Origin of the sequence: Streptococcus infantis, assembly GCF_047464155.1 — a bacterium.
GTDB lineage: Bacteria > Bacillota > Bacilli > Lactobacillales > Streptococcaceae > Streptococcus > Streptococcus infantis_U.
Map to the genome: position 1 here is coordinate 1 of NZ_JASHCL010000001.1, position 23,882 is coordinate 23,882.

The 23,882-nt window shown below is 39.7% G+C and carries 20 protein-coding genes and 1 pseudogene; 19 read left to right on the forward strand and 2 right to left on the reverse strand.

What is annotated here, in order from left to right; all coding sequences use genetic code 11:
• Positions 1-746, forward strand: a pseudogene (locus tag QM810_RS00005) (MBL fold metallo-hydrolase); the annotation flags it as partial.
• Between the two features lie 74 nt (positions 747-820).
• Here QM810_RS00005 and QM810_RS00010 read toward each other — a convergent pair.
• Positions 821-2,299, reverse strand: a complete 1,479-nt coding sequence (locus QM810_RS00010; RefSeq protein WP_414253382.1) for an oligosaccharide flippase family protein — start codon at positions 2,297-2,299, stop codon at positions 821-823.
• A gap of 124 nt (positions 2,300-2,423) precedes the next feature.
• Here QM810_RS00010 and mecA point away from each other — a divergent pair, with 124 nt between their 5' ends.
• The 9 genes from mecA to QM810_RS00055 all read left to right on the forward strand — a co-directional run bounded on the left by mecA (position 2,424) and on the right by QM810_RS00055 (position 15,703).
• Complete coding sequence (gene mecA, locus QM810_RS00015) at positions 2,424-3,161, forward strand: adaptor protein MecA (protein ID WP_414253383.1); 738 nt, start codon at positions 2,424-2,426, stop codon at positions 3,159-3,161.
• Positions 3,162-3,362: 201 nt separating this feature from the next.
• A complete protein-coding gene (locus QM810_RS00020; protein WP_414253384.1) occupies positions 3,363-3,926 on the forward strand; it encodes a TIGR01440 family protein in 564 nt (187 codons plus the stop codon).
• Between the two features lies 1 nt (position 3,927).
• Positions 3,928-9,501, forward strand: coding sequence for a ZmpA/ZmpB/ZmpC family metallo-endopeptidase (locus tag QM810_RS00025; RefSeq protein WP_414253385.1), 5,574 nt, complete (start codon positions 3,928-3,930; stop codon positions 9,499-9,501).
• A gap of 167 nt (positions 9,502-9,668) precedes the next feature.
• Positions 9,669-10,220, forward strand: coding sequence for a TlpA family protein disulfide reductase (locus QM810_RS00030; protein ID WP_414253386.1), 552 nt, complete (start codon positions 9,669-9,671; stop codon positions 10,218-10,220).
• Between the two features lie 9 nt (positions 10,221-10,229).
• Positions 10,230-11,345, forward strand: coding sequence for a peptide-methionine (R)-S-oxide reductase MsrB (gene msrB, locus QM810_RS00035; RefSeq protein WP_414253387.1), 1,116 nt, complete (start codon positions 10,230-10,232; stop codon positions 11,343-11,345).
• Positions 11,346-11,416: 71 nt separating this feature from the next.
• Positions 11,417-13,138, forward strand: coding sequence for an aminodeoxychorismate synthase component I (gene pabB / locus QM810_RS00040; protein ID WP_414253388.1), 1,722 nt, complete (start codon positions 11,417-11,419; stop codon positions 13,136-13,138).
• The gene (locus QM810_RS00045) at positions 13,139-13,756 is read left to right on the forward strand and encodes an alpha/beta fold hydrolase (RefSeq protein WP_303404280.1); all 618 of its coding nucleotides are present in this window, start codon (positions 13,139-13,141) and stop codon (positions 13,754-13,756) included.
• Positions 13,757-13,804: 48 nt separating this feature from the next.
• Positions 13,805-14,764 (forward strand): ROK family glucokinase, encoded by a 960-nt coding sequence (locus tag QM810_RS00050; RefSeq protein WP_414253389.1) that lies wholly within the window; start codon positions 13,805-13,807, stop codon positions 14,762-14,764.
• A gap of 99 nt (positions 14,765-14,863) precedes the next feature.
• Entirely contained in the window at positions 14,864-15,703 is an 840-nt protein-coding gene (locus QM810_RS00055) for a thymidylate synthase (protein ID WP_414253390.1), read from the forward strand.
• Positions 15,704-15,746: 43 nt separating this feature from the next.
• On the opposite strand, the gene QM810_RS00060 is transcribed toward QM810_RS00055, so the two are convergent.
• Positions 15,747-15,917: a DUF3042 family protein gene (locus QM810_RS00060; protein ID WP_001051780.1), complete on the reverse strand. Its 171-nt coding sequence runs from the start codon at positions 15,915-15,917 to the stop codon at positions 15,747-15,749.
• Between the two features lie 122 nt (positions 15,918-16,039).
• On the opposite strand from QM810_RS00060, the gene miaA reads away from it, so the two are divergent.
• From miaA to QM810_RS00105, 9 genes are all read left to right on the forward strand, one after another.
• Positions 16,040-16,924, forward strand: a complete 885-nt coding sequence (miaA, locus tag QM810_RS00065; RefSeq protein ID WP_414253391.1) for a tRNA (adenosine(37)-N6)-dimethylallyltransferase MiaA — start codon at positions 16,040-16,042, stop codon at positions 16,922-16,924.
• The gene (hflX, locus tag QM810_RS00070; RefSeq protein WP_414253392.1) at positions 16,917-18,155 is read left to right on the forward strand and encodes a GTPase HflX; all 1,239 of its coding nucleotides are present in this window, start codon (positions 16,917-16,919) and stop codon (positions 18,153-18,155) included. Before miaA ends, hflX begins: the two co-directional genes overlap by 8 nt.
• A complete protein-coding gene (locus tag QM810_RS00075) occupies positions 18,148-18,771 on the forward strand; it encodes a cystathionine beta-lyase (RefSeq protein WP_414253393.1) in 624 nt (207 codons plus the stop codon). The genes hflX and QM810_RS00075 overlap by 8 nt, the downstream gene beginning before the upstream one ends.
• Positions 18,772-18,785: 14 nt before the next feature.
• Positions 18,786-19,715 (forward strand): ribonuclease Z, encoded by a 930-nt coding sequence (rnz, locus tag QM810_RS00080; RefSeq protein ID WP_414253394.1) that lies wholly within the window; start codon positions 18,786-18,788, stop codon positions 19,713-19,715.
• A gap of 20 nt (positions 19,716-19,735) precedes the next feature.
• Complete coding sequence (locus QM810_RS00085; protein WP_414253395.1) at positions 19,736-20,491, forward strand: SDR family NAD(P)-dependent oxidoreductase; 756 nt, start codon at positions 19,736-19,738, stop codon at positions 20,489-20,491.
• Positions 20,492-20,693: 202 nt separating this feature from the next.
• On the forward strand, positions 20,694-21,263 hold the full coding sequence (locus tag QM810_RS00090) for an SMI1/KNR4 family protein (RefSeq protein WP_414253396.1): 570 nt from the start codon (positions 20,694-20,696) through the stop codon (positions 21,261-21,263).
• 18 nt (positions 21,264-21,281) lie between these two features.
• Complete coding sequence (locus QM810_RS00095; RefSeq protein WP_414253397.1) at positions 21,282-21,719, forward strand: hypothetical protein; 438 nt, start codon at positions 21,282-21,284, stop codon at positions 21,717-21,719.
• A 2-nt stretch (positions 21,720-21,721) separates the two neighbouring features.
• Complete coding sequence (locus QM810_RS00100) at positions 21,722-22,786, forward strand: ankyrin repeat domain-containing protein (RefSeq protein ID WP_414253398.1); 1,065 nt, start codon at positions 21,722-21,724, stop codon at positions 22,784-22,786.
• Positions 22,787-22,805: 19 nt separating this feature from the next.
• Positions 22,806-23,873 carry an ankyrin repeat domain-containing protein gene (locus QM810_RS00105; protein WP_414253399.1) on the forward strand — a complete coding sequence of 356 codons (1,068 nt, stop codon included), beginning with the start codon at positions 22,806-22,808 and terminating at the stop codon, positions 23,871-23,873.
• Positions 23,874-23,882: the final 9 nt, after the last annotated feature.

Here is a 23,882-nt window from a genome sequence, read left to right on the forward strand (position 1 = left end):
TCTGGTATTATCTAGATAAAGAGGGTGTCATGTTAACAGGCTTCCAAGAAATCGATGGTTCTCGTTATTATCTAAATGCAAGCGGAGCTATGCAGACAGGTTGGAAATGGCTCGATAACCATTATTACTACTTCGTAAGCAGTGGTGCGATGAAGACAGGTTGGCTCAAAGATAAGGACATCTGGTATTATCTAGATAAAGAGGGTGTCATGTTAACAGGCTTCCAAGAAATCGATGGTTCTCGTTATTATCTAAATGCAAGCGGAGCTATGCAGACAGGTTGGAAATGGCTCGATAACCATTATTATTACTTCGCAAGTAGCGGCACTATGAAGACGGGTTGGTTCAAAGATAAAGGTCTTTGGTACTACCTCAATCCAGAGGAAGGTGTCATGTTAACAGGTCTTCAAGATATTAATGGAGCCGGCTATTATCTCAATGCAAGTGGTGCCATGGAAACTGGTTGGAAACAACTGAATGGTAACTGGTATTATTTCCAAACAAATGGTTCTCTCTTGAGAAATGGTACAACACCTGATGGCTATAAGGTTAATCGAGATGGAATTTGGACGACTGCTACAACCGAGGAAACAACTCAGGAACAAACGGTAGCAAATAGTCAGGGGAATATTTTCGAAACAACAGAAGTAAAGAAAACTCAACAAACAGAAAGCTCATCTGTTACGTCTGAGGAAAATAATCAATCCACTGAACCTAAGACACAAACGAGCCAAGAAAAGAACTAAGTTTCTAACTGATTTTTAATTAAATTTTTCTGCAATAAAAAGACCAATAAAGCTTAAGCTTTATTGGTCTTTTGTTAACTTCGTTTGATTTTAGCGCGAACTAAATCTAGTGCATAGTGAAGGGTTTTATCCTTAATCACAAAGAGAGCGAAAGCGTAATAGATAGCACAACCGGCGATTGTAGATACCACCATACTGAGCATAGCCATATTCACTGTGTATGAATGAACTTGGAAGAGAATTTTACAGATATAGTAAATTGGGATAAAGCCTAATGACACAATTGTGTAGCGAGCTAATGTTCCAAAGATTTCTTTCAAATCCAAGAGTTTATGTTTCTGAATAAATCGGATTTCAAGTAGAACTACGATTGCTTCGGCAATAATCGTTGTCCCGATGTAGTAGGCAGGAGTATAGATGTTGTTGAAAAGGAGTAGAAAGTTTAGGATGACATTGACACCGCCACCGATAAAGTATAAAGCTGTCAAACGATTTTCGTGGTCATTGATAAAGATAATCTGTTTTCCAAGGATTAATTCAATAGCCCAAATAATGGTTCGAAAGGCAAAGACGCTTGTTACAATTCCCGCTTCTATGTACTTTTCAGAAGAGTAGATAACAGTCGCATAAGTTCCTAAAACCATAATCCCGATACTAGTCGGAATCATGAGGAAGAAAAAGAGAGATGCACCTTGATTGACCAGATACTTGTATGAAGTGTAATCTTTTTTTCCTAAATAGTAACCAAGTCGAGGTATGCTGACATTGATAGCTCCACTCAGGACACTAGCAATCAGCATAACAATACTCGAGGCAATAGTGTAGTAGGAGATGTAATTCTCATCAGGTCCTTTGGTAATGAACATACGGTCCAGCAAGGTGTAAAGCATATTGGCATTTGCAAGGAGTAGCATGGTCAGAAGAGGCTTAGATGCTTTGATGAGTTCAATGACTTGAATCTTGACAAAGGAAACCTCTCGTTTAATCCATAGGAAGCTGAGTAGATAGTTGATAATAGTTGTCGCACTCATGATTGTAGCATAGGGAACAATATCATCAGGAGTCTTAACGAAAGCAAAGATAGCAATCAACATTCCAATACGAATAACTAGTGTTTTATAAAGGATAAATGAATAGTTCTCATAGGCTTCATTCATCCACTCGATATTTAGGAATTGGAAAAGAGCTTGGATTCCAAGGATATAATAAAGTATTTTTAGATTGACAATACTAGTATCGAAATAAATAAAGAGGAAATAGATAGCTGTTGTTACAACAGAAGTAATGAGCGAAATATAGAACAACTTAGAAAAGACATAATTAATCTTATTTTTGTCATCCTTTACTTTACTAATTGCTCGAATCCCATAATTGTAAATCCCAAAGGCAGCTAGTGGAATGACAAAGCTCGCCCAGGTGTTAGCTGTATTAAAATAACCATAATTTGATTTACTAAGTATCCGTGTTAGATAGGGGTTAGTAATCAAGGGAAAAACGATATTTAAAATATTGACCAGCAAGCTAGCCAAAGCGTTAACTTTTATATTTTTCATGAAACTTTCTTTCTTACATTCTAAAATAGATACTAGTATTATATCACATTCCAACGCCATTCTTTTGATAAAATCATTTAAATCTTGTATAATAGATAGAACTGAAAGTATGAGGTTACGAACTATGAAAATGAAACAAATCAGTGATACCACACTAAAAATCACGATGTCTTTAGAAGATTTGATGGATCGTGGAATGGAAATCGCAGACTTTCTCGTTCCACAGGAAAAAACAGAAGAGTTTTTCTATGCTATTTTGGATGAGCTAGAAATGCCAGACAGTTTTTTGGATACAGGAATGCTTAGCTTCCGAGTGACACCGAAGCCTGATAAGGTTGATGTCTTTGTGACGAAATCTAAGATTGACCAAAATTTGGATTTTGAGGATTTGGCAGACCTTCCTGATATGGATGAACTAGCAAAAATGTCTCCAGATGAATTTTTAAAAACCTTGGAGAAAACCATGGCAGAAAAAAACAAAGAGGATATTGAAGCCATTCAATCTTTAGAACAGGTTGAAAAAGAAGAGGAAGCGACAATTGATGAAATTGCTGAGGTGGATGAAGGGAAAAGGGAACCTTATATCTACTACATCTTACGCTTTGATGACTTAACTAGTTTGGTTTCTTTTGCTAAAACCGTTGATTACCAAATGGAGACTTCAGAACTCTACAAAATGAATGACCAATACTATCTAACAGTCTTGGTTGATGTAGAGGATCATCCGAGTCTTTATCCAGCTTGGTTATTAGCTCGTATGCGTGAATTTGCAGATGATAGTGATATCAGCCGTTCAGTTCTACAAGAATATGGTCAAGTCATCATCAACCATGATGCTGTACAAGGACTCAAAAAAGTTTGAAGTATTTGAAAAAAGACAGAGAAATAGAATTCTCTGTCTTTTTCGTTTTAGATTTGGATTTGGATTTGCTTAGTCTTAGACTATACGATAATTTTTGTAAACTCAATTGAGGTGCTATAGATAAATACTTTCTATCACGTCACTTAGCTTGCTAAAATGATGAAAAAACGATATCATAGAAAGAAATAAGCGAGGTAAAGTATGGACCAAGGATATTTACAAAAAGAGGTAGAGGAAATCCTAGAAGATGTGCTAACAAAGGCTTCTCTCCATGAGGGGGCTCTCTTTGTTTTGGGCTTATCGTCCAGTGAGGTGATAGGAGGACATATTGGGAAAGCTTCTAGTCAAGAAATTGGAGAATTAATTGTTCAAAAAATCTTAGAAATCTTGTCATCAAGAGGTATCCATCTAGCAGTTCAGGGATGTGAACATGTCAACCGGGCCTTGGTAGTAGAACGAGAGGTTGCTATCAAAAACAATCTCGAGATTGTTAGTGTCCTACCGACTTTGCATGCTGGAGGTTCTGGTCAATTGGCGGCCTTTCGCTATATGAAAGACCCAGTTGAGGTCGAATTTATCAAAGCTGATGCAGGCCTTGATATTGGAGATACGGCTATTGGGATGCATATCAAGCATGTTCAAGTACCTATACGTCCAGTTCTAAAAACAATCGGCCATGCCCACGTAACTGCGCTCGCTAGTCGTCCAAAACTGATTGGAGGGGCGCGTGCTCAATACCCACAAGATGCTATTAGGAAATCGTAAAATGGAAAAGAAACAAGTTGAAAAGGTTATAAAATATTCTATTAGAAAGTTCTCTGTTGGAGTGGGTTCTGCTATCATCGGGGCCTTGCTTTTTGGTGCTAATAACCTCTTGCTTGATCAAGTAGCAGCTAATGAAGTTTGTGAGCCAAATCAGGTACACTATCGCTATTTGGCAGAGCAAGAGCTGACAGAAGCTGAAAAAGCCCTTATTCATAGAGAGCTTCCGTCGAATTTAGAACAAGATGATATTGTTTATCTTGTTTATAGAAAAAAAGAAGTTGGAAGCCAGCAGTTACCAAGTACTGGAACTAAAGAATTAGCGCTAGCGGGGCTCGGTTTTGCAACTGCTTCTTTAGCGGTCCTCTTAATATCTAAGAAATATCGCAATAAGGTAGTTGGAATCCTACTGATTGGTGCCCTTGGAGGTAGTTACTTTATTCCTCTTACTGCTAAGGCTTTTGAAAATCAGGTCCTACAATCTTATAATCAGACACTCTCTTCATGTAGTAAAGAAGATTTAGCGAATGGAGTTATTCAAATTGATGGGTATGACTACATTGGGTACTTCAAAGAAGCAGACTTGAAAGTCTCTATCCCAGATAATACTCATGATGAAAAATTGACTACAGGTCAAGTAACACAAGAAGAAACTCATGAAGGTGAGCCTCTTGTTCAACCGAATCAACCCGCTCAAACCGAGGAAACTACAGCTAAAGGAACTCAAGAAGAAGGCCATGTAGGCGAATCTCCAATCCAACCTGAACTTCCAGAATATACAGGCGAAGTGACAGCCAAGGGTACCCAAGAGGAAGGTCATGTAGGCGAATCTCCAATCCAACCTGAACTTCCAGAATATACAGGCGAAGTGACAGCTAAGGGCACTCAAGAGGAAGGTCATGTAGGCGAATCTCCAATCCAACCTGAACTTCCAGAATATACAGGCGAAGTGACAGCTAAGGGCACTCGAGAAGAAGGTCATGTGGGTGAATCTCTCATTCAACCGAGCTTGCCAGAATACAATGTGACAGAGTCAACTGTGACGGAAACAGAAACTGTTACAATTCCATATTCTACAGAATACCTATCGGATTCTAATCGTTATACAGACGAAGAAAGTGTTGTTCAAAAGGGTGAAGCTGGTAGTCAACTCATACATCGTGTCTATAAAACTGTAGATGGGGAGAAAGTTGGCGAAGCTATCACCACTAGTACGGAAGTTGTTAAAGCTCCTGTAGCTGAAAAAATTAGCCGAGGCACAAAAGCAATTGAAGGTCAAGAGGAAGAAGTTTCTTTCGAAGAAATTCCTTATAAGACGATAGTTGAAGAAGACTCTGATCATCTGAAGGGAACAGAAACGGTTGCTCAAGTAGGTAAGAATGGTAAGAAGAAAATTACCAAAGTCTACAAGACTATCAAGGGTGTGAGAACTGCAGATGCCCCTACTGTTTCAGAAGAAGTTCTTGAACAGGCACAAGACCACATTATCAAAACAGGTACTAAGGAATTAGAAAAACCTACTCTGACATTAACTAAAGTTGATACAGAAGAATTGAGTCGCAGTGCAAAAGCAACTTATAACCTTAAGAAACCAGATGGTGTGACGATTAAGTCTATTCAAGCAGTATTGAAAAAAGGCGATCAAGTTATTAAGACCTTTAGTCTTTCAGAGTCAAATCTTGCGACAGCTTTAGCTGATTTAGATTATTACAAGGATTATACACTTGCGACGACCATGGTGTATGATCGTGGCAATGGTGACGAGGAAGAAGTTCTTAAGGAAGAACCATTGAGAATCGACCTTAAAAAAGTTGAAGTCAAAAATATTAAGGAAACAAGCTTAATCAGTGTAGATGACCAAGGAAATGAGACCGATAGTAGTCTCTTGTCCGAGAAACCATCGAATGTTAAGCCTTACTACTTAAAAGTTACCACTTACGATAACAAGGTTACGAAACTAGCTGTTGATAAAATCGAAGAAGTTACTGTAGATGGAAATAAACTTTACAAAGTAACTGCTAAAGCACCAGATTTGATTCAACGTACTGCAGAGAATCGTTTCACTGAAGAGTATATACACTATTTACCTAAACCTAAAGCTCATGAAGGTGATGTTTACTACGACTTTAATGAACTTGTAAAAGCTATGCAAGCTAATCCGACTGGTACATTCAAGCTTGGTAGCAATATGAATGCTAATAATGTACCAGCTGCTGGCAAATCTTATGTAACCAATGCCTTTAAAGGTTCGTTGGGAAGTACTGAAGGTAATAAATTTGCTATTCATAATATCACTAAACCATTATTTGGAAACATTGAAGGTGGTTCAGTTAAGGATCTCATACTAGAAAATGTCAACATTGATATGTCCGGAGTTGATCGAGTAGCTCCAATTGCTAATGTCATCAAAAACAATGCGACTATCGAAAATGTCAAAGTAACAGGAAGTGTTGTCGGTAATAATGATGTAGCTGGTATTATCAATAAAATTGATGGTAGTGGAAAAGTAAGTAATGTCGCCTTTATCGGTAAACTTCACGCTGCTGGTAGTAGAGGAGGTTATTTAGCTGGTGTTCTTGGTGAAAACTGGAAGGGTATCGTTGAAAAAGCCTACGTTGATGCTGAAATTACTGGTAATAAAGCAAAAGCTGCAGGTTTAGTTTATTCATCTCAAAATGGTGCTAACAACTACACGGTCGGTAAAGAAGGTGTCCTTAGAAATTCAGTTGCTAAAGGTTCTATCGAACTGAAAGAAGCTGTTCAATCTGGTGGATTGCTGGGTACCAACTGGGCCTTGGGTACTATTGAAGACAACATCACTATGATGAAAGTCAAAACAGGTGAGATGGTATTTGGTCACTCAGATATTGATGCTGACGATTACTTCACCTATTCAAGAACCAAACGTAATTATAGTGTTGATGGCGTGAGTGAAGGTAAGAAATCCTTTAACAATTCACGTAAAATTCCAAGTATCTCACTGGCAGAAGCTGAGCAGAAAATTGAAGCGATGGGAATCACTGCTGATAAATTTACCAGCAGCAAACCTATTGAAGACAAGCTTAATAATAGTCTTAACAAAGACGATCAATACAAAGCAATTGATAGTTATGATGCGACTCGGGAGCTAGCTTACCGTAATATCGCAAAACTTCAACCTTTCTATAATAAAGAGTGGATTGTCGACCAAGGTAATAAACTTGCTGCAGGAAGTCCTCTCCTAACTAAAGAAGTATTGTCTGTCACTGCCATGAGGGGCAATACCTTTGTGACGGAATTAGCTGATGCTGATCATATTATGATCCACTATGCAGATAAGACAAAAGATGTCTTCAGCATTACGCCGAAAGACTCTAAAGTCAAACAAGTGAAAGAGTATGGTATTGCAGAACTTGGTGAAGTTGTTTACACTCCAAACATGGTTGACAAAGACCGTAGTGATCTCATCAATACTATTGTTGAAAAATTGAGTCCTGTAGAATTGCAATCTGATCCAATCTATACACACCTTGGTAGAACTGGTCCAAACAAAGTTAATGCGATTAAGAACCTTTATCTTGAAGAAACCTTCAAAGAAGTTAAGGATAATCTTACTAAATTTGTGAAACAGTTGGTTGAAAATGAGGATCATCAATTAAACACAGATGAAGCTGCTAAACGTGCTTTGATTAAGAAAATTGATGACAACAAGGCAGCGCTTCTCCTTGGCCTTTCTTACCTTAACCGTTATTACGGGGTGAAGTTTGATGATTTCAATATCAAGCAACTCATGTTGTTCAAGCCAGACTTCTATGGTAAGAACGTCAATGTATTAGACCGTTTGATTGAAATTGGTTCAAAAGAAGACTATGTAAAAGGAACTCGCACACATGATGCCTTCCGTGAAGTAGTTACTAAACATACTCTATCAGGCAATTTAAATGACTTCCTCAAATATAACATGGAACTCTTCACAAAAGATACAGACTTGAATGATTGGTTTATAAAAGCAACTAAAGATAATGTCTATATCGTGGAACCAAAAACAACAAATCCTGATTTTGCAAATAAGAAACATCGAGCATACGAAGGCTTAAATAACGATGTGCACGGCAAGATGATCTTACCACTCTTGAACTTAAAAGATGCTCACATGTTCTTGATTTCAACATACAACACCATGGCCTATAGTTCATTTGAAAAATATGGTAAGAACACTGAAGCAGAGCGTAATGCCTTCAAAGCTGAAATTGACAAGGTTGCGAAAGGTCAACAGAATTACCTGGATTTCTGGTCACGTCTATCTTTAGATAAAGTCCGTAATCAACTCTTGAAGAGTAATAACATGGTTCCAACACCTGTACTTGATAACCAAAACTATAAAGGTATCAGTACCGACCGTTATGGTCATACAAATGGTGGTAAAGATGTGGCACCTATCCGTGAATTGTATGGTCCGACCGACCGTTACCATGCGACTGATTGGCGTATGGGAGCTGTGGCTCGCGTTTATGCGAATCCATATAAGGATGATTCTGTCTTCTTTATGGTGACGGACATGATTAGTGATTTTGGGGTGTCTGCCTTTACTCATGAAACAACTCACGTAAATGACCGAATGGTTTACCTAGGTGGCTCAAGACACCGTGAAGGAACAGATCTTGAAGCATTTGCTCAAGGAATGTTACAAACTCCGTCAGTATCAAATCCAAATGGTGAGTACAAAGCCCTAGGTCTCAACATGGCTTATGAACGTCCAAATGATGGAAATCAATGGTATAACACTAATCCAAATGACCTTAAATCACGTGACGAAATTGATCGTTACATGAAGGGCTATAATGATACGCTCATGCTTCTGGATTATCTTGAAGGAGAAGCTGTCCTCAATAAAGCAAATCAAGATTTAAACAACGCTTGGTTCAAGAAAGTAGACAAACAATACCGAGGAAATAACACCAAGAATCAATTCGATAAGGTGCGACCTTTGAGTGATGAGGAAAAGGCTATTCCATTACGTACAGTAGATGACCTAGTAACTAACAACTTCATGACCAACCGTGGCCCAGGTAACAGGGTTTATAATCCATCTGACTTTGATTCTGCTTATGTCACGGTTCCAATGATGTCTGGTATCTACGGTGGGAATACTAGTGAAGGTGCTCCTGGAGCTATGTCCTTCAAACACAATACTTTCAGAATCTGGGGTTACTATGGCTACGAAAAAGGCTTCCTAAACTATGCTTCTAACATGCTAAAAGCTGAATCTAAGAAAGCTGGTAAAGAGACCCTAGGTGACGATTTCATCATCAACAAGATTTCTGAAGGAAAATTCAACAATCTTGAAGATTGGAAGAAAGCTTACTTCAATGAAGTTGTGACAAGTGCCAAACATGGAATTCAATCTATTGAAATTGATGGTACAACGTATAACTCTTATGAGGACTTGAAACAAGCATTTGCTGCTGCTGTTGAAAAAGATAAGGTAAGCTTGAAGAATGGTTCTGTTAAATTTGACAATACTGTCACTTTGAAAGAAAAACTCTTTAAGAAACTTCTTCAACAAACAGATAGCTTTAAAACTTCTATCTTTAAATAATCAATTGACTCTCATCTGCTAAGCAGGTGAGAGTTTTTTGGTTCCCAAGGGTTTTAAGAATTTTCCAAACAGATTCCAAGTATTTTTAGCAAGGTAGGTATATAATAGAACTACAAAGTGAATATCTATATTCATATGACAAAAAAGAAGGTGATGAAGATGAAAACATGGAAGCAACTGTATTGGTCTGCACTAGTCTGTTTTGTCTATCGGCTTGTAAAAATCAGACAACAAGCGAAACTGACAAGCAAAATGCAGACAAACAAGCGCAAGTTAGCTCTCAAACTGTAAAAAAAGGAGAAGCAGTTACAGATTTTGAACTCACGGGAGTTGATGGGAAAAACTACCGTCTATCTGATTATAAGGGTAAAAAGGTCTATCTCAAATTTTGGGCATCTTGGTGTTCTATCTGTCTAGCCAGCCTTCCTGATACAGATGAACTTGCAAAAGAAGCAAGTGATGACTATGTCATCTTGACAGTGGTTTCTCCTGGTCAAAAAGGAGAGCAGTCAGAAGAAGCCTTTAAAAAATGGTATCAGGGTTTGGACTATAAAGATTTACCAGTATTGCTAGACCCTTCGGGACAACTTTTAGCGAGTTACGGAGTTCGTTCTTATCCGACTCAGGCTTTTATCGATAAAGAAGGCAAACTAGTCAAGACCCAGCCAGGTTTTATGGACAAAGAAACTATTTTACAGACGCTAAAAAGCATAGATTAGAGGCTCATCATGAATGATAAATTAAAAATAATTGTATTCATTGGAATCATCATTTTTCTTATTTTAGGAGTTTTATTTCTTTGGGAAAAAAGAAGCGCTAGCTACACTGATACCTCTCAAATTGAGAAGGCAGCAGTTAGTCAAGGACAAAAGGCCAAGAAAAAAACTGATTCAAGTAAAGATGCTGACTTACATGATATCTATCTAGCGGGAGGTTGTTTCTGGGGAGTAGAAGAGTATTTTTCACGAGTATCAGGTGTGACAGATGCTGTTTCTGGCTATGCAAATGGTAGAGGAGAAACAACCCAGTATGAATTGATCGGCCAAACGGGGCATGCTGAGACTGTTCATGTGACCTATGATGCCAATCAAATCTCTTTAAAAGAAATTTTGCTCCATTATTTCCGCATTATCAATCCAATCAGTAAGAATAAGCAGGGAAATGATGTGGGGACTCAGTACAGAACAGGAGTTTACTATACAGATGAGAAAGATTTAGAAGTCATCAATCAATTCTTTGATCAAGTTTCTAAGAAGTATGACCAGCCTCTAGCGGTTGAAAAGGAAGCCTTAAGAAACTTTATTGTGGCTGAGGACTACCACCAAGATTATCTCCAGAAAAACCCTAATGGATATTGTCATATCAATGTCAATCAAGCAGCCTATCCTGTCATTGATTCTAGTAAGTATCCAAAACCAAGTGACGATGAATTGAAAAAACTCCTCTCTCCTGAAGAGTATGCAGTGACTCAAAATAGTCAAACCGAACGGGCCTTTTCAAATCGTTACTGGGATAAGTTTGAAGCAGGTATTTATGTGGATGTAGCAACTGGAGAACCTCTCTTTTCTTCGAAAGATAAATTTGAATCGGGCTGTGGTTGGCCTAGTTTTACCCAGCCTATCAGTCCAGATGTTGCTACCTATAAGGAAGACAAGTCTTATAATATGGTCAGAACAGAAGTCAGAAGTAGAACAGGGGATTCTCACCTAGGACATGTCTTTACAGATGGACCTCAGGACAAGGGAGGGCTTCGCTATTGTATCAATAGTCTGTCCATTCGCTTTATTCCTAAAGATCAAATGGAAGAAAAGGGTTATGGTTATTTGTTGGATTATGTTGAGTAAATTTTTTCAATCATATCAGAAAAAAAGTCGGATCTCCTGTTGGGGTCTGGCTTTTATGGTATACTTAGGATATGCATAGAAAAACAGTGATTGATTTTAGGGTTTTGGGTGAGAGATACACCTTTACCCAGCCTATTAAAGAGTTAAAAACCAGAGATTTAGCAGAAGTGACAGACTTGCTAGCACAAGTAGAAAGCTACCAAGAACAGGGCTATTATGTGGTGGGTTATGTCAGCTATGAGGCTGCACCTGCTTTTGAGAAGAAGTTAGCGGTTCACGAGGGTCCCTTGTTAGGAGAGTATTTGCTTTACTTCACTGTTCATAACAGTGTTGAAACATCTAACATTCCTCTGACTTATGAGGAGGTGGAGTTGCCATCAAACTGGCAGGAAGTAACATCTGCGGAGGACTATGAAAAGGCAATTGAACAGATTCACCATCATTTAAGACAAGGGGATACTTATCAGGTCAATTATACTGTCCAACTCAAGCAGGAGTTGTCTGCCAATCCTTTTGCTATCTACAATCGTATGGTGGTGGAGCAGGAAGCAGGATACAATGCTTACATAGAGCATGACGACATGGCAGTTATTTCCATGAGTCCAGAACTCTTTTTTGAGCAAAATGGTCGTGAGTTGACGACTCGCCCTATGAAGGGAACAACTAAACGGGGTCTGAACGACCATGATGACTTGAAAGAGGCCGCTTGGTTGGAGCAGGATCCCAAAAATCGTTCAGAAAACATGATGATAGTGGACCTCTTGCGCAATGACATGAATCATATTTCTGAGGTTGGTAGTGAGCATGTGGAGTGTTTATGCCAAGTGGAGCAGTATTCTACAGTGTGGCAGATGACTTCGACTATCAAGAGTCAGTTGAGAACTGATGTTGACCTAGTTGAGATCTTCCGTTCACTCTTTCCATGTGGTTCTATTACAGGAGCTCCCAAGATAGCGACTATGGAAATTATCAAGAACCTCGAGCCCCAACCAAGAGGAGTTTACTGTGGAACTGTTGGACTCTTACTTCCCAATGGACGACGGATTTTCAACGTAGCTATTCGAACCATTCAACTGCATGGAGGGCAAGCCATCTATGGAGTCGGTGGAGGCATCACTTGGGATAGTACTTGGGAAGCAGAATACCGTGAAGTCCAGCAAAAAGCAGCGGTTCTTTACCGAAAACAACCTCGTTTTCAGCTGATTACGACAGGGAAAATCAGCCAGAAAAAATTGCTTTTTGAAAAGCAACATCTAGAAAGATTGCAAAAGGCTAGTCGTTATTTTGCCTTTCCATTTGACCAAGAAGTTTTGAGACAAAAAATAGAGAAGGAGTACCAGTCTTGTGATATCCGTCAAGATTATCGGATACGAATCAGTCTCAGCAAATCTGGAGAGATTGAAATTGAACGACAAGTATTGACACCACTTAACTCTAGTTTTTGTCAGGCTAAACTTTGTCTGCAAGAAGCTGATTTGGAGCAGGCCTTTACCTACTTTAAGACGACATACCGACCACATTTGACAATGGGAAATCAGGAAATCATCTATCACACTGCTGATGGAAAATTGCTTGAAACCTCTATTGGGAATCTGGTCTTAAAAATGGATGGTAAGCTCTATACTCCACCTAGTCAGCTAGCCCTGTTACCAGGGATTTATCGTCAACACTTGCTTGAAAATGGGCAAGTAGAAGAGAAGGTCTTAACTTTATCAGATTTGAAAGAAGCAGAAGTTATTTATGCCTGCAATGCGGTTAGGGGCTTGTATGAATTGTCAGTAAAGGAGAACTAATTGAAACTCATATTTTTACACGGTTTGGGACAGTCAGCAGATAGTTGGAAAGAAGTTCAGGATTTGCTGGCAGATTATCCCTCTGAAGCACTGGACTTATTTCCTTCAGGAGTTGGGACCTACCAAGAAGCCAAAGAGCGCATTTATCAGCACTTATCAGAGGAGACAGAACCTTTTGTCCTAGTCGGTTTGTCTTTAGGGGCTGCACTTGCATTAGAATTGTCAAGTTACGATCTGCCAAATCTTCAGGCCTTGGTTTTATCAGGTTGTCCATTGAAATTAGCGGGAAACATCCCTTTTTATATTCAATCTCTGATATTTAAACTACTCCCAAAAAGGATATTTGAGAAGCAGGGAGCAGACAAATCGCTTTTAGTTGGAGTATCTGAAGAATTAAAAACACTTGATTTAAGAGAGATTGCAAAAAATTGTTCATATCCAACTTTGTTAATCTGTGGTAGTCAGGATAAGCCTAATCTAAAGTCTATGAAAGGTCTGCAACAACTGATTCCAAATTCTCAGTTTCAGATTATTCCTGATGGACCTCATGTTCTGAATAGGGCTAAACCAAAAGAGTTTGCAGAAATAACTAGAAGTTTTCTTGAATTGCTGAAATAAGTTTGATAAAATAATATGGAAGTTGATATTATCATAAAGGAGAAAAAGATGAGTCAAAAGATTATTGGGATTGACCTTGGTGGGACATCTATCAAGTTTGCTATTTTAACGCTAGAAGGAGAAATCCAAGAAAAATGGTCTATCAAGACTAACATTTTGGATGAAGGAAGCCATATCGTAGACGATATGATTGAATCGATTCAACACCGTTTGGGCTTACTTGGATTATCTGCTGAAGATTTTCGTGGAATTGGTATGGGTTCACCTGGTGTGGTTGACCGTGAAAAAGGAACTGTTATCGGTGCCTATAACCTCAACTGGAAAACTCTTCAACCAATCAAAGAAAAAATGGAAGCAGCCTTGGAAATTCCATTCTTTATCGACAACGATGCCAACGTAGCTGCTCTTGGTGAACGTTGGATGGGTGCTGGTGAAAACCAACCAGACGTTGTCTTTATGACACTTGGTACAGGTGTTGGTGGCGGTATCGTGGCAGAAGGTAAATTGCTGCACGGTGTTGCAGGTGCTGCAGGTGAACTTGGACACATCACAGTTGACTTTGACCAACCAATCGCATGTACTTGTGGTAAAAAAGGCTGTCTTGAGACAGTAGCTTCAGCAACAGGTATTGTCAACTTGACTCGTCGTTATGCAGATGAGTATGAAGGTGATGCAGAGTTGAAACGCTTGATTGACGACGGTGAAGAAGTAACTGCTAAAACTGTCTTTGACTTGGCAAAAGAAGGGGATGATCTTGCCTTGATCGTTTACCGTAACTTCTCACGTTACTTGGGTATTGCATGTGCCAACATCGGTTCTATCCTAAACCCATCAACTATCGTTATCGGTGGAGGGGTATCAGCTGCAGGAGACTTCCTTCTTCAAGGCGTGCAAAAGGTTTACGATGAAAATACCTTCCCACAAGTTCGCACAACAACTAAGCTAGCTCTTGCAACTTTAGGAAATGATGCTGGAGTTATCGGAGCAGCATCTCTTGTATTGCAATAAGAAATAAAAAGGAGAAAATCACTTTCTTGAAGCGAGTGATTTTCCTCCTTTCTTTTTTTATGCTATACTAGTTAAGAATAAACGTTGAGGAGAGAGTAAATGACAAAAGCAGATAAGATTTTTAAAGAAAACATTGAACGAATTCTCAATGAAGGTGTCTTTTCAGAACAAGCTCGTCCCAAGTATAAGGATGGAACAGTGGCTAATTCCAAGTACATCACAGGTGCTTTTGCAGAGTATGATTTATCCAAGGGTGAATTTCCAATCACGACCTTGCGTCCTATCGCTATCAAATCGGCTATTAAAGAAGTGCTTTGGATTTACCAAGATCAATCAAATAGCCTAGAAGTTCTCAATGACAAGTACAATGTTCACTACTGGAATGATTGGGAAGTGGGAGACACTGGTACTATTGGGGAGCGTTATGGGGCTGTGGTTAAGAAGCACGACATCATCAATAAAATTCTCAAACAGCTGGAAGCCAATCCTTGGAATCGTCGCAATATCATCTCACTTTGGGATTACCAAGCTTTTGAGGAAACAGATGGCCTTCTTCCTTGTGCCTTTCAAACCATGTTTGATGTCCGTCGTGTAGATGGGGAAATCTATTTGGATGCAACCTTGACTCAACGCTCTAACGATATGCTTGTCGCTCATCACATCAATGCTATGCAGTATGTGGCGCTTCAAATGATGATTGCTAAACACTTTGGTTGGAAGGTTGGGAAATTTTTCTACTTTATCAATAACCTTCATATCTACGATAATCAATTTGAACAAGCGGAGGAATTGCTTCGCCGTGAACCTTCAAATTGCCAACCACGTTTGGTCTTAAATGTACCAGATAAGACCAACTTCTTTGATATTAAAGCAGAAGATTTTGAGTTGGTTGATTATGATCCAGTAAAGCCGCAGTTGAAGTTTGACCTAGCTATTTAAGAACATAAAAAGAAGTTGGAAAAACCAACTTCTTTTTTGTTTATTAACGTGATACGCGACGGCGAGCTGCTTTTTTACGGTTTTCTTCGATGAAAGCTGCTTTTTGTTCTTCTGGTTCAATCACTTTCTTTTTGAATGCGTATACTGCACCTGCAACAGCAGCAACAGTTCCTGCAACACCTGTTACGAGACCTTTAGCAAATCCTTTAGCCATGAGTCTTCCTCCTTTTATTTATAAATCAGACGGAAATAGCTCAAGATATAGCATTTTTCTGCCTGTCCATTTTGTGATATAATAATAGTAACGAAAAAATGGGAATTTTTCAAGGAAAAACGATGAAAACAAAAATAATTGTGATTGTTGGTCCAACAGCTGTTGGAAAGACTGCACTTGCCATTGAAGTTGCTCAGCGATTTAACGGCGAAGTAGTTAGTGGAGATAGCCAACAAGTCTACCGAGGCCTAGATATTGGGACTGCCAAGGCTAGTCCAGAGGAGCAGGCAACTGTCCCTCATCATTTAATCGATGTGAGAGATGTAACCGAGTCTTACTCGGCTTTTGATTTTGTTTCAGAAGCTAAGGTAGCCATTGAGGACATTCAAAGTCGTGGGAAACTTGCTATTATTGCTGGTGGGACAGGACTTTATATCCAAAGTCTGCTAGAAGGATATCATTTAGGTGGAGAGACACCACATGAGGATATTTTAGCCTATCGCGCTAGTCTAGAGCCTTTTTCGGATGAGGAGTTAGCCCATTTGGTGGATCAAGCAGGCCTTGAAATTCCCCAGTTTAACCGTCGTCGTGCCATGCGTGCCTTGGAAATTGCCCATTTTGCTCAAGATTTGGAAAATCAAGAGACTTTATATGAGCCACTGATTATTTGCTTGGATGATGAGCGCAGTCAATTGTATGAACGGATTAACCATCGTGTGGATTTGATGTTTGAAGCTGGATTATTGGATGAAGCCAAGTGGTTGTTTGAGCATTATCCAGATGTGCAGGCTGCTAAAGGTATTGGCTACAAGGAACTATTTCCTTATTTTCGAGGGGAGCAAAGTTTGGAGGAGGCTAGCGAGAGTCTCAAACAGGCGACACGCCGTTTTGCCAAGCGTCAGCTAACCTGGTTCCGTAATCGCATGCAGGTCACCTTTTATCAGATAGGAGAATCTGGTGTGAAAGACCGTATTTTAAACCAGATTGAGGAGTTTTTAAATGATTGAAACGGAAAAAAAAGAGGAGCGAGTCCTACTGATTGGTGTTGAACTCCAAGGCATGGATAATTTTGACCTCTCCATGGAAGAACTGGCTAGTTTGGCCAAGACGGCTGGAGCAGTTGTAGTGGATAGCTACAGACAAAAACGTGAAAAGTATGATTCTAAGACCTTCGTCGGTTCTGGTAAGTTAGAAGAAATAGCTCAAATGGTGGACGCAGAGGAAATCACGACTGTCATCGTCAACAACCGTCTGACTCCTCGACAAAATGTCAATTTAGAGGAAGTTCTAGGGGTCAAGGTCATTGACCGGATGCAGTTGATTTTGGATATTTTTGCCATGCGAGCTCGCAGTCATGAAGGGAAGCTCCAAGTTCATCTGGCACAGCTTAAATACCTCCTACCTCGTCTAGTTGGTCAGGGGATTATGCTCAGCCGTCAGGCAGGGGGTATTGGTTCCCGTGGACCTGGTGAAAGTCAGCTGGAGCTTAACCGTCGAAGCGTTCGCAACCAGATTACAGATATCGAGCGTCAGCTCAAGGTGGTTGAGAAAAATCGAGCGACAGTTCGAGAAAAACGATTGGAGTCAAGCACCTTTAAGATTGGTTTGATTGGTTACACCAATGCTGGGAAGTCAACTATTATGAACACTTTGACCAGCAAGACCCAGTATGAAGCAGATGAGCTTTTTGCAACTCTAGATGCAACAACTAAAAGCATCCATCTGGGGGGCAATCTTCAGGTGACTTTAACTGATACCGTTGGATTTATTCAAGATCTGCCGACAGAGTTGGTATCTAGTTTCAAGTCGACCTTGGAAGAAAGCAAGCATGTAGACCTCTTGGTCCATGTTATTGATGCCAGCAATCCTTATCACGAGGAACATGAAAAAACAGTTCTGTCTATCATGAAAGATTTGGATATGGAGGATATTCCTCGCCTGACCCTTTATAATAAAGCGGATTTAGTAGAGAATTTCACACCAACTCAAACCCCATATGCATTGATTTCTGCCAAGTCTGCGGATAGTCGCGAACAGTTGCAAGCTTTATTGCTGGATAAGATTAAGGAAATTTTTGAACCCTTTACTCTGCGCGTGTCTTTTTCTAAGTCTTATAAGATTCATGATTTGGAAAGTGTTGCGATTCTAGAAGAGCGTGACTACCAAGATGACTGTGAGGTCATCACTGGCTACATTGCAGATAGAAACAAATGGAGATTAGAGGAATTTTATGACTGATATCAAAACATTAGCTCTCAAGTATGGTGGCTATACAAGTCTAGACAAGGTCTATCTGGACCAACTTTTAGCTGGTAGGTCTGAAGAGGAGCAACTAGCTCTCATTACACCTCCACCTAGCGTAGTGAATGCCTACTTTGCCGAGCTCTACCAGAAAAAGAGCCCAGAGGCTGCGACCGATTATTTTGCAGAAGTCAGCCAAGAACTGAACCTCTACAATGCTGAGCCAAGTTTTACCATAGAGAATAAGCCTTTTATTCGCCTTAACCTATCTGGTAAATCCTTTGGATTTTGCTACGAGAGTGAAGGACTGGGAAGGGTTTTCTCAGAGAACGAGGAAGCAATTACGGATGAGTTACTTTTTGAGATTGCGCAAATTTTTCCCCATCAGCTAGTTTTTGAGGAGTCTGGGAAAATTTACATGAAGGCAATCGGAGAAGAGGAAGTAGTCAGCCTGGAAAATCTCACAGCTTTGACAGATTTGGAAAATTTAGCAGATGGAAGAAAGCGACTTAAGGGATATAGCCAAGAGGATTTACTGCAAGAAGCTAGAGCTTTTTCTGGTAAGCTTTATTATCGCTCGGAAAACCGTACCGCTATGTTATATATTGATTAATTAGAAAGTATCGAATGGATATTCAATTTTTAGGAACGGGGGCTGGTCAGCCCTCTAAAGCCCGCAACGTTTCAAGCCTTGCCCTGAAACTCTTGGACGAGATTAACGAAGTTTGGCTCTTTGACTGTGGAGAAGGAACGCAAAATCGCATTCTGGAAACTACGATTCGACCACGGAAGGTCAGCAAAATTTTTATCACTCACTTGCATGGAGACCATATCTTTGGTTTACCTGGATTTCTTTCTAGCCGTGCCTTTCAAGCAAATGAAGAGCAGACAGATTTAGAAATCTATGGTCCCCAAGGCATTAAGTCTTTCGTCTTGACCAGCCTTCGTGTGTCAGGCTCTCGTTTGCCTTACCGTATTCATTTCCATGAGTTTGACCAAGATTCTCTAGGGAAAATTCTCGAAACAGATAAATTCACGGTGTATGCGGAAGAGTTGGATCACACTATTTTCTGTGTGGGCTACCGTGTCATGCAAAAAGACCTAGAAGGCACTCTGGATGCTGAGAAGCTCAAGGCTGCTGGTGTACCTTTTGGACCACTCTTTGGAAAAATCAAAAACGGTCAGGATGTTGTCCTAGAAGACGGCACCGAGATCAAGGCAGCAGACTATATCTCAGCACCGCGACCTGGTAAGATTATCACCATTTTAGGTGATACTAGAAAGACCAATGCCAGTGTGCGTCTAGCTGTCAATGCAGATGTTCTTGTCCATGAATCAACTTATGGCAAGGGTGATGAGAAGATTGCCCACAATCACGGTCACTCAACAAATATGCAAGCTGCGCAGGTTGCAACAGAAGCAGGAGCCAAACGACTCTTGCTCAACCATATCAGTGCACGCTTCCTCTCAAAAGACATTAGCCAGCTTAAGAAAGATGCGGCAACAATTTTTGAAAATGTCCATGTAGTTAAAGATTTGGAAGAAGTGGAAATCTAGAAGATTGAGAAAGGAAAAGTATGCGTACTGTTCTCATAACAGGAGCTAGCGGAGGTCTAGCCCAAGAAATGGTCAAACTCTTACCAGATGACCAACTCATCTTACTCGGCAGAAATAAGGAAAAACTAGTTCAGCTATACGGGAATCATCCACATGCAGAATTGGTCGAGATGGATATTACCGATGCTCAAGCCCTAGAAGGCCTAGTAGCCGAGCTCTATCAGCGTTATGGCAAGATTGATGTCTTGATTAACAACGCTGGCTACGGGATCTTTGAAGATTTTGACAAGATTTCTGATCAAGATATTCATCAGATGTTTGAGGTTAACACCTTTGCTTTAATGAATCTGTCTCGTTTGGTTGGAGTTCGTATGAAGGAGACACGAAAAGGCCATATCATCAATATCGTTAGTATGGCAGGATTGATAGCGACTGGCAAGTCCAGTCTTTACTCAGCGACTAAGTTTGCGGCCATCGGTTTTTCAAATGCTTTGCGTCTTGAACTCATGCCCCATGGTGTTTATGTGACGACGGTTAATCCTGGACCTATCCGTACAGGATTTTTTGACCAGGCAGACCCAGATGGGACCTACCTCAAATCGGTCGACCGCTTCCTACTCGAGCCAGATGCAGTAGCTAAAAAAATTGTTAAGACCATAGGAAAAAACAAACGCGAGCTCAATCTCCCAGCCTTGCTAAATTTAGCCCATAAGTTTTATATTCTCTTTCCCAAGTTAGCAGATAAATTGGCTGGAGAGACCTTTAATTATAAGTGATGAAGCTGTTCCCTTGAGGAATGGTTTTTTTCTATAACTTTGGGCGACTATTCATCAAAAATAATCCCTGAAAATACTGGTAGTTTTCCCTTATTAGATAGCTTTGAGGTATAATAGAGATAAGAAAGTTCATTAGAAAAATGAAGTCCCAAACCAGCTAACTTACCCTAGATAATGACCTATATATAGTCGGAGGTCGACAATGGAATTATTGACAATTGACCAAATCATTTCCCTTACCCAAGAAGAAACACAAGGACTGGACCCTGAGATAAGAGAAGGGATTGTCCTGAATAAAACAGATTTGCCAGTGTCTGAACTGGATCGTTTGAAAAGCCAACTTCAAATCCAAGATTTGAATCCGATTTTTAGGAAGTATATTCTGGCCTATAACTGGGGGCAGATAGGTTTTTTAAGTTACCAATTTGGATATGGGGACGGCACTAGTCTTACTTGGCTGATCATTCGCAATTTGGAATACTATGATTACTCAACTCTACAAGAAAGCAGCTTGATCATCATTGCAAATGGAGATCCCTACACTATTTTGCTGGATTATCAATCTGGGGCGGTCTATGCTGTTGATGCAGAGATGACCTATGATGAAAAAATATGGCTGGCACCAGATTTTCTAGCATTTGTTAGAGCCATGGGAACGGCTCAATCTGCAGTTTGGAAGGGTTGTGAAAGTGACTTCATCCACTTGATGACTAGAATAGGCCATGCGTCCAGTTTGATATTCTGGCAGAGTCTGGTCGGATTTTATGATTGAAAATAGAAGGAGCAGGTCATGGAATTTATAGTAGCTGAGGAGGGAATTCCTCAAAATATTGGATGTCAGGGAACCTTGATTGCCTATTATGGCAGTGAGATAGAATTTCATTATGAAACCGTGCCACCCCACGGGGATGAGATTTTTTCTGCCAAGTTGCCTTTGTTAGAACTTGAACTGCCCTTTTGGATCTATGGGAGAAATCTCATATTTTTAGACGCTTACTATCTTTTAGCTGAAACTGTTAAGAAAGGAACGTGGGATCCGATAACCAGTATACTCATCAACATTCATATGGGGAAATACGCCAGCCTAGACCACTGGTACAATAATATATCTATTGAGCAAGACGGTCTTGAGTTGAAAAATGATTATGATGGACAAGTCCTGAATTTGAAAACTGTTGACAATCTTCATTGGCTTGCCCTAGATGATGTATCAGAAGAAAGGAACTAAAGATGGCAAAGAAAAGAGTTACATTACCAAAAGAGTTTAATGATTTAATGGATGAAGGAAATATTGAAGCCCTTAAAGCAGTCTATAATCGTTGTGAATTAACCGCACATGATGGAAGATTTAGCTTATGTACACCACTTCATATGGGAGGAGTCCCGGATGAATTGGTTATTTGGCTTATCGAACAAGGCTTAGATATCAATATCCCTGATTATTATGGAGCGACTCCTTTATACCGTCAAGCAATCTTGGGGAGAGATACAGTAAAACTCTTGTGTGAATTGGGGGCAGACATTGAAAAGCCCAATAACTATGGCGATACCCCTCTACATATGGCAGCTGAATTTTTTCATCCTAGAACAGTCAAATTTTTAATTGACAAGGGAGCAAATGTCAATGCTAAAAATGATATGGGAAGAACCCCACTAGCTTCAGTCTTGATGGTTTGTCGGGGGATCTATATTGCCCAAACTGCTGAAATCGCATCTATGCTTCTGGATGCTGGTGCTAAGAAAACCTCTAAAATGAAGGAAAGAGTTGAGCAAATCGGCAAGGATTTTGAGTTTCATAGAGAAGGAATCAATCCCGACTATCTAGAAGCAGCAGATCAGGGTCTAGAAAAACTTTATGCTTTGTTTGATGTTAAGCCAGTCGCCAAACGAATAACCCATGATGGCAGTGAACCAATCTTGGTCAAAGAAGGAATTTGGGAGGAGCAATATGAGGAACTATGGTCCTTCTTGATTCCTTCAAGTGGAGCAGCCAAAACTGTTCAGGGGGAAGTTATCCGTATACCAGGCAGAGTTCGAGATGAACTGGATCGCAATGGTGGGGCAAACTGGGACAGGGATTACCGCAAGATGCTACAGGCTATGCCTCACTACCTGTCTTTAGGAAGCTCTCTTTCAGATCAAGAATTGGAAGAAATCAAGCAAGTCATTGCGCAAATCCATAGCAAAGAGAATGATGATGAAGCCAGTCTAGACCGTCTCTGCCAATTGGCTCTTGCTTGGATTAAGCAAAATCCTAACCCAATTGACCTAAAAGAACCAAGTTATAATCGGTAAAAAGAATAAGAGTTTGACAATGATTACATTAAAAAATATTGGAGAATTTAAATCGGTTCCACAACTTGTTAAGGACATCATAGAGGGAGACACCTTGGCCTTAGACCAATATCTTGCAAGTGGTTGGGATATTGACCAAGAAATAGAAATCAGCAAGTATACCTCTCTAAGCCCAATTGATTTATCCTTGATTACAGGAAATTTTGACTCCCTAAAATGGCTAGTGGAAAAGGGGGCTAATTTAAATGTAAAAAATAACCCTTCATTTTTGTTGGCTGTCAGGTATTGTGATGGTACGTTCATCAAGTATCTTATGGAACATGGAGCAAAGATTCATAGTGTAAATGCTGTAAAGTCGGAAGCCTTTCAAGAAGCCTTATTTGGAAATAAGTTTGATAATCTAGCTATTATCCATGCATTAGGACATAGTGTCGAAAAATATGGCGGAAAAGCATTTAGGAGAGCCGTTGCAGATAGAAATTATCAGGTGCTAGATTTTTTTATTAAAAATGGAGTTGATATAAACTATAATGCCTCCGACTCGGTTTATCCCTTTAAGCCAACGCCTCTCTGTGTAGCTGCAAGATATGTTGACCTAGATATGTGTAAATACCTTGTAGAGCACGGGGCGGACGTGACTCTCACTGAAAAAGATGGTATGAGACCTTATAGTATCGCTATCGAAAAGGGGGATCAAGAGATGGCAGAATACTTTCAAAAACTAGAGCCAGTAGAATTTCATAATTTACGCAATAAATTGGATGAACTAAAACCATTTAAACTGCCTCGGGAACTTACCGATTTTCTTATGAGTCAAGACTTATATTTTGAACTTACTAACTGTGATTTTAAGTGGATAGAGTTTTTCCCTCTCATGCAAACAATTCCCTTAAAAAAAGGTCGTAAAAAATTTCTCCGTATTTCACGGTCAACCGGAGATTATACTCATATCTATATCATTTGGCATCCAAAGACAAATAAAGTAGCTTTTTACGATGAGGAACACGAAACTATAAGTGATATTTGTAGCTTTAAAGAATTTATCTGCAATATGTCTAGACACTTACAAGAAATTCTTGAAGGTTAAGAGAAATCA

What these genes read in the sequence shown, in the direction of transcription:
- mecA (WP_414253383.1), top strand. Translation starts at nt 2,424, where the DNA reads ATGAAAATGAAACAAATCAGTGATACCACACTAAAAATCACGATGTCT.
- QM810_RS00105 (WP_414253399.1), top strand. Translation starts at nt 22,806, where the DNA reads ATGATTACATTAAAAAATATTGGAGAATTTAAATCGGTTCCACAACTT.
- QM810_RS00025 (WP_414253385.1), top strand. Translation starts at nt 3,928, where the DNA reads ATGGAAAAGAAACAAGTTGAAAAGGTTATAAAATATTCTATTAGAAAG.
- QM810_RS00050 (WP_414253389.1), top strand. Translation starts at nt 13,805, where the DNA reads ATGAGTCAAAAGATTATTGGGATTGACCTTGGTGGGACATCTATCAAG.
- QM810_RS00030 (WP_414253386.1), top strand. Translation starts at nt 9,669, where the DNA reads ATGGAAGCAACTGTATTGGTCTGCACTAGTCTGTTTTGTCTATCGGCT.
- msrB (WP_414253387.1), top strand. Translation starts at nt 10,230, where the DNA reads ATGAATGATAAATTAAAAATAATTGTATTCATTGGAATCATCATTTTT.
- QM810_RS00020 (WP_414253384.1), top strand. Translation starts at nt 3,363, where the DNA reads ATGGACCAAGGATATTTACAAAAAGAGGTAGAGGAAATCCTAGAAGAT.
- miaA (WP_414253391.1), top strand. Translation starts at nt 16,040, where the DNA reads ATGAAAACAAAAATAATTGTGATTGTTGGTCCAACAGCTGTTGGAAAG.
- QM810_RS00010 (WP_414253382.1), bottom strand. Translation starts at nt 2,299, where the DNA reads ATGAAAAATATAAAAGTTAACGCTTTGGCTAGCTTGCTGGTCAATATT.
- QM810_RS00055 (WP_414253390.1), top strand. Translation starts at nt 14,864, where the DNA reads ATGACAAAAGCAGATAAGATTTTTAAAGAAAACATTGAACGAATTCTC.
- QM810_RS00085 (WP_414253395.1), top strand. Translation starts at nt 19,736, where the DNA reads ATGCGTACTGTTCTCATAACAGGAGCTAGCGGAGGTCTAGCCCAAGAA.
- rnz (WP_414253394.1), top strand. Translation starts at nt 18,786, where the DNA reads ATGGATATTCAATTTTTAGGAACGGGGGCTGGTCAGCCCTCTAAAGCC.
- hflX (WP_414253392.1), top strand. Translation starts at nt 16,917, where the DNA reads ATGATTGAAACGGAAAAAAAAGAGGAGCGAGTCCTACTGATTGGTGTT.
- QM810_RS00100 (WP_414253398.1), top strand. Translation starts at nt 21,722, where the DNA reads ATGGCAAAGAAAAGAGTTACATTACCAAAAGAGTTTAATGATTTAATG.
- QM810_RS00095 (WP_414253397.1), top strand. Translation starts at nt 21,282, where the DNA reads ATGGAATTTATAGTAGCTGAGGAGGGAATTCCTCAAAATATTGGATGT.
- QM810_RS00060 (WP_001051780.1), bottom strand. Translation starts at nt 15,917, where the DNA reads ATGGCTAAAGGATTTGCTAAAGGTCTCGTAACAGGTGTTGCAGGAACT.
- pabB (WP_414253388.1), top strand. Translation starts at nt 11,417, where the DNA reads ATGCATAGAAAAACAGTGATTGATTTTAGGGTTTTGGGTGAGAGATAC.
- QM810_RS00075 (WP_414253393.1), top strand. Translation starts at nt 18,148, where the DNA reads ATGACTGATATCAAAACATTAGCTCTCAAGTATGGTGGCTATACAAGT.
- QM810_RS00090 (WP_414253396.1), top strand. Translation starts at nt 20,694, where the DNA reads ATGGAATTATTGACAATTGACCAAATCATTTCCCTTACCCAAGAAGAA.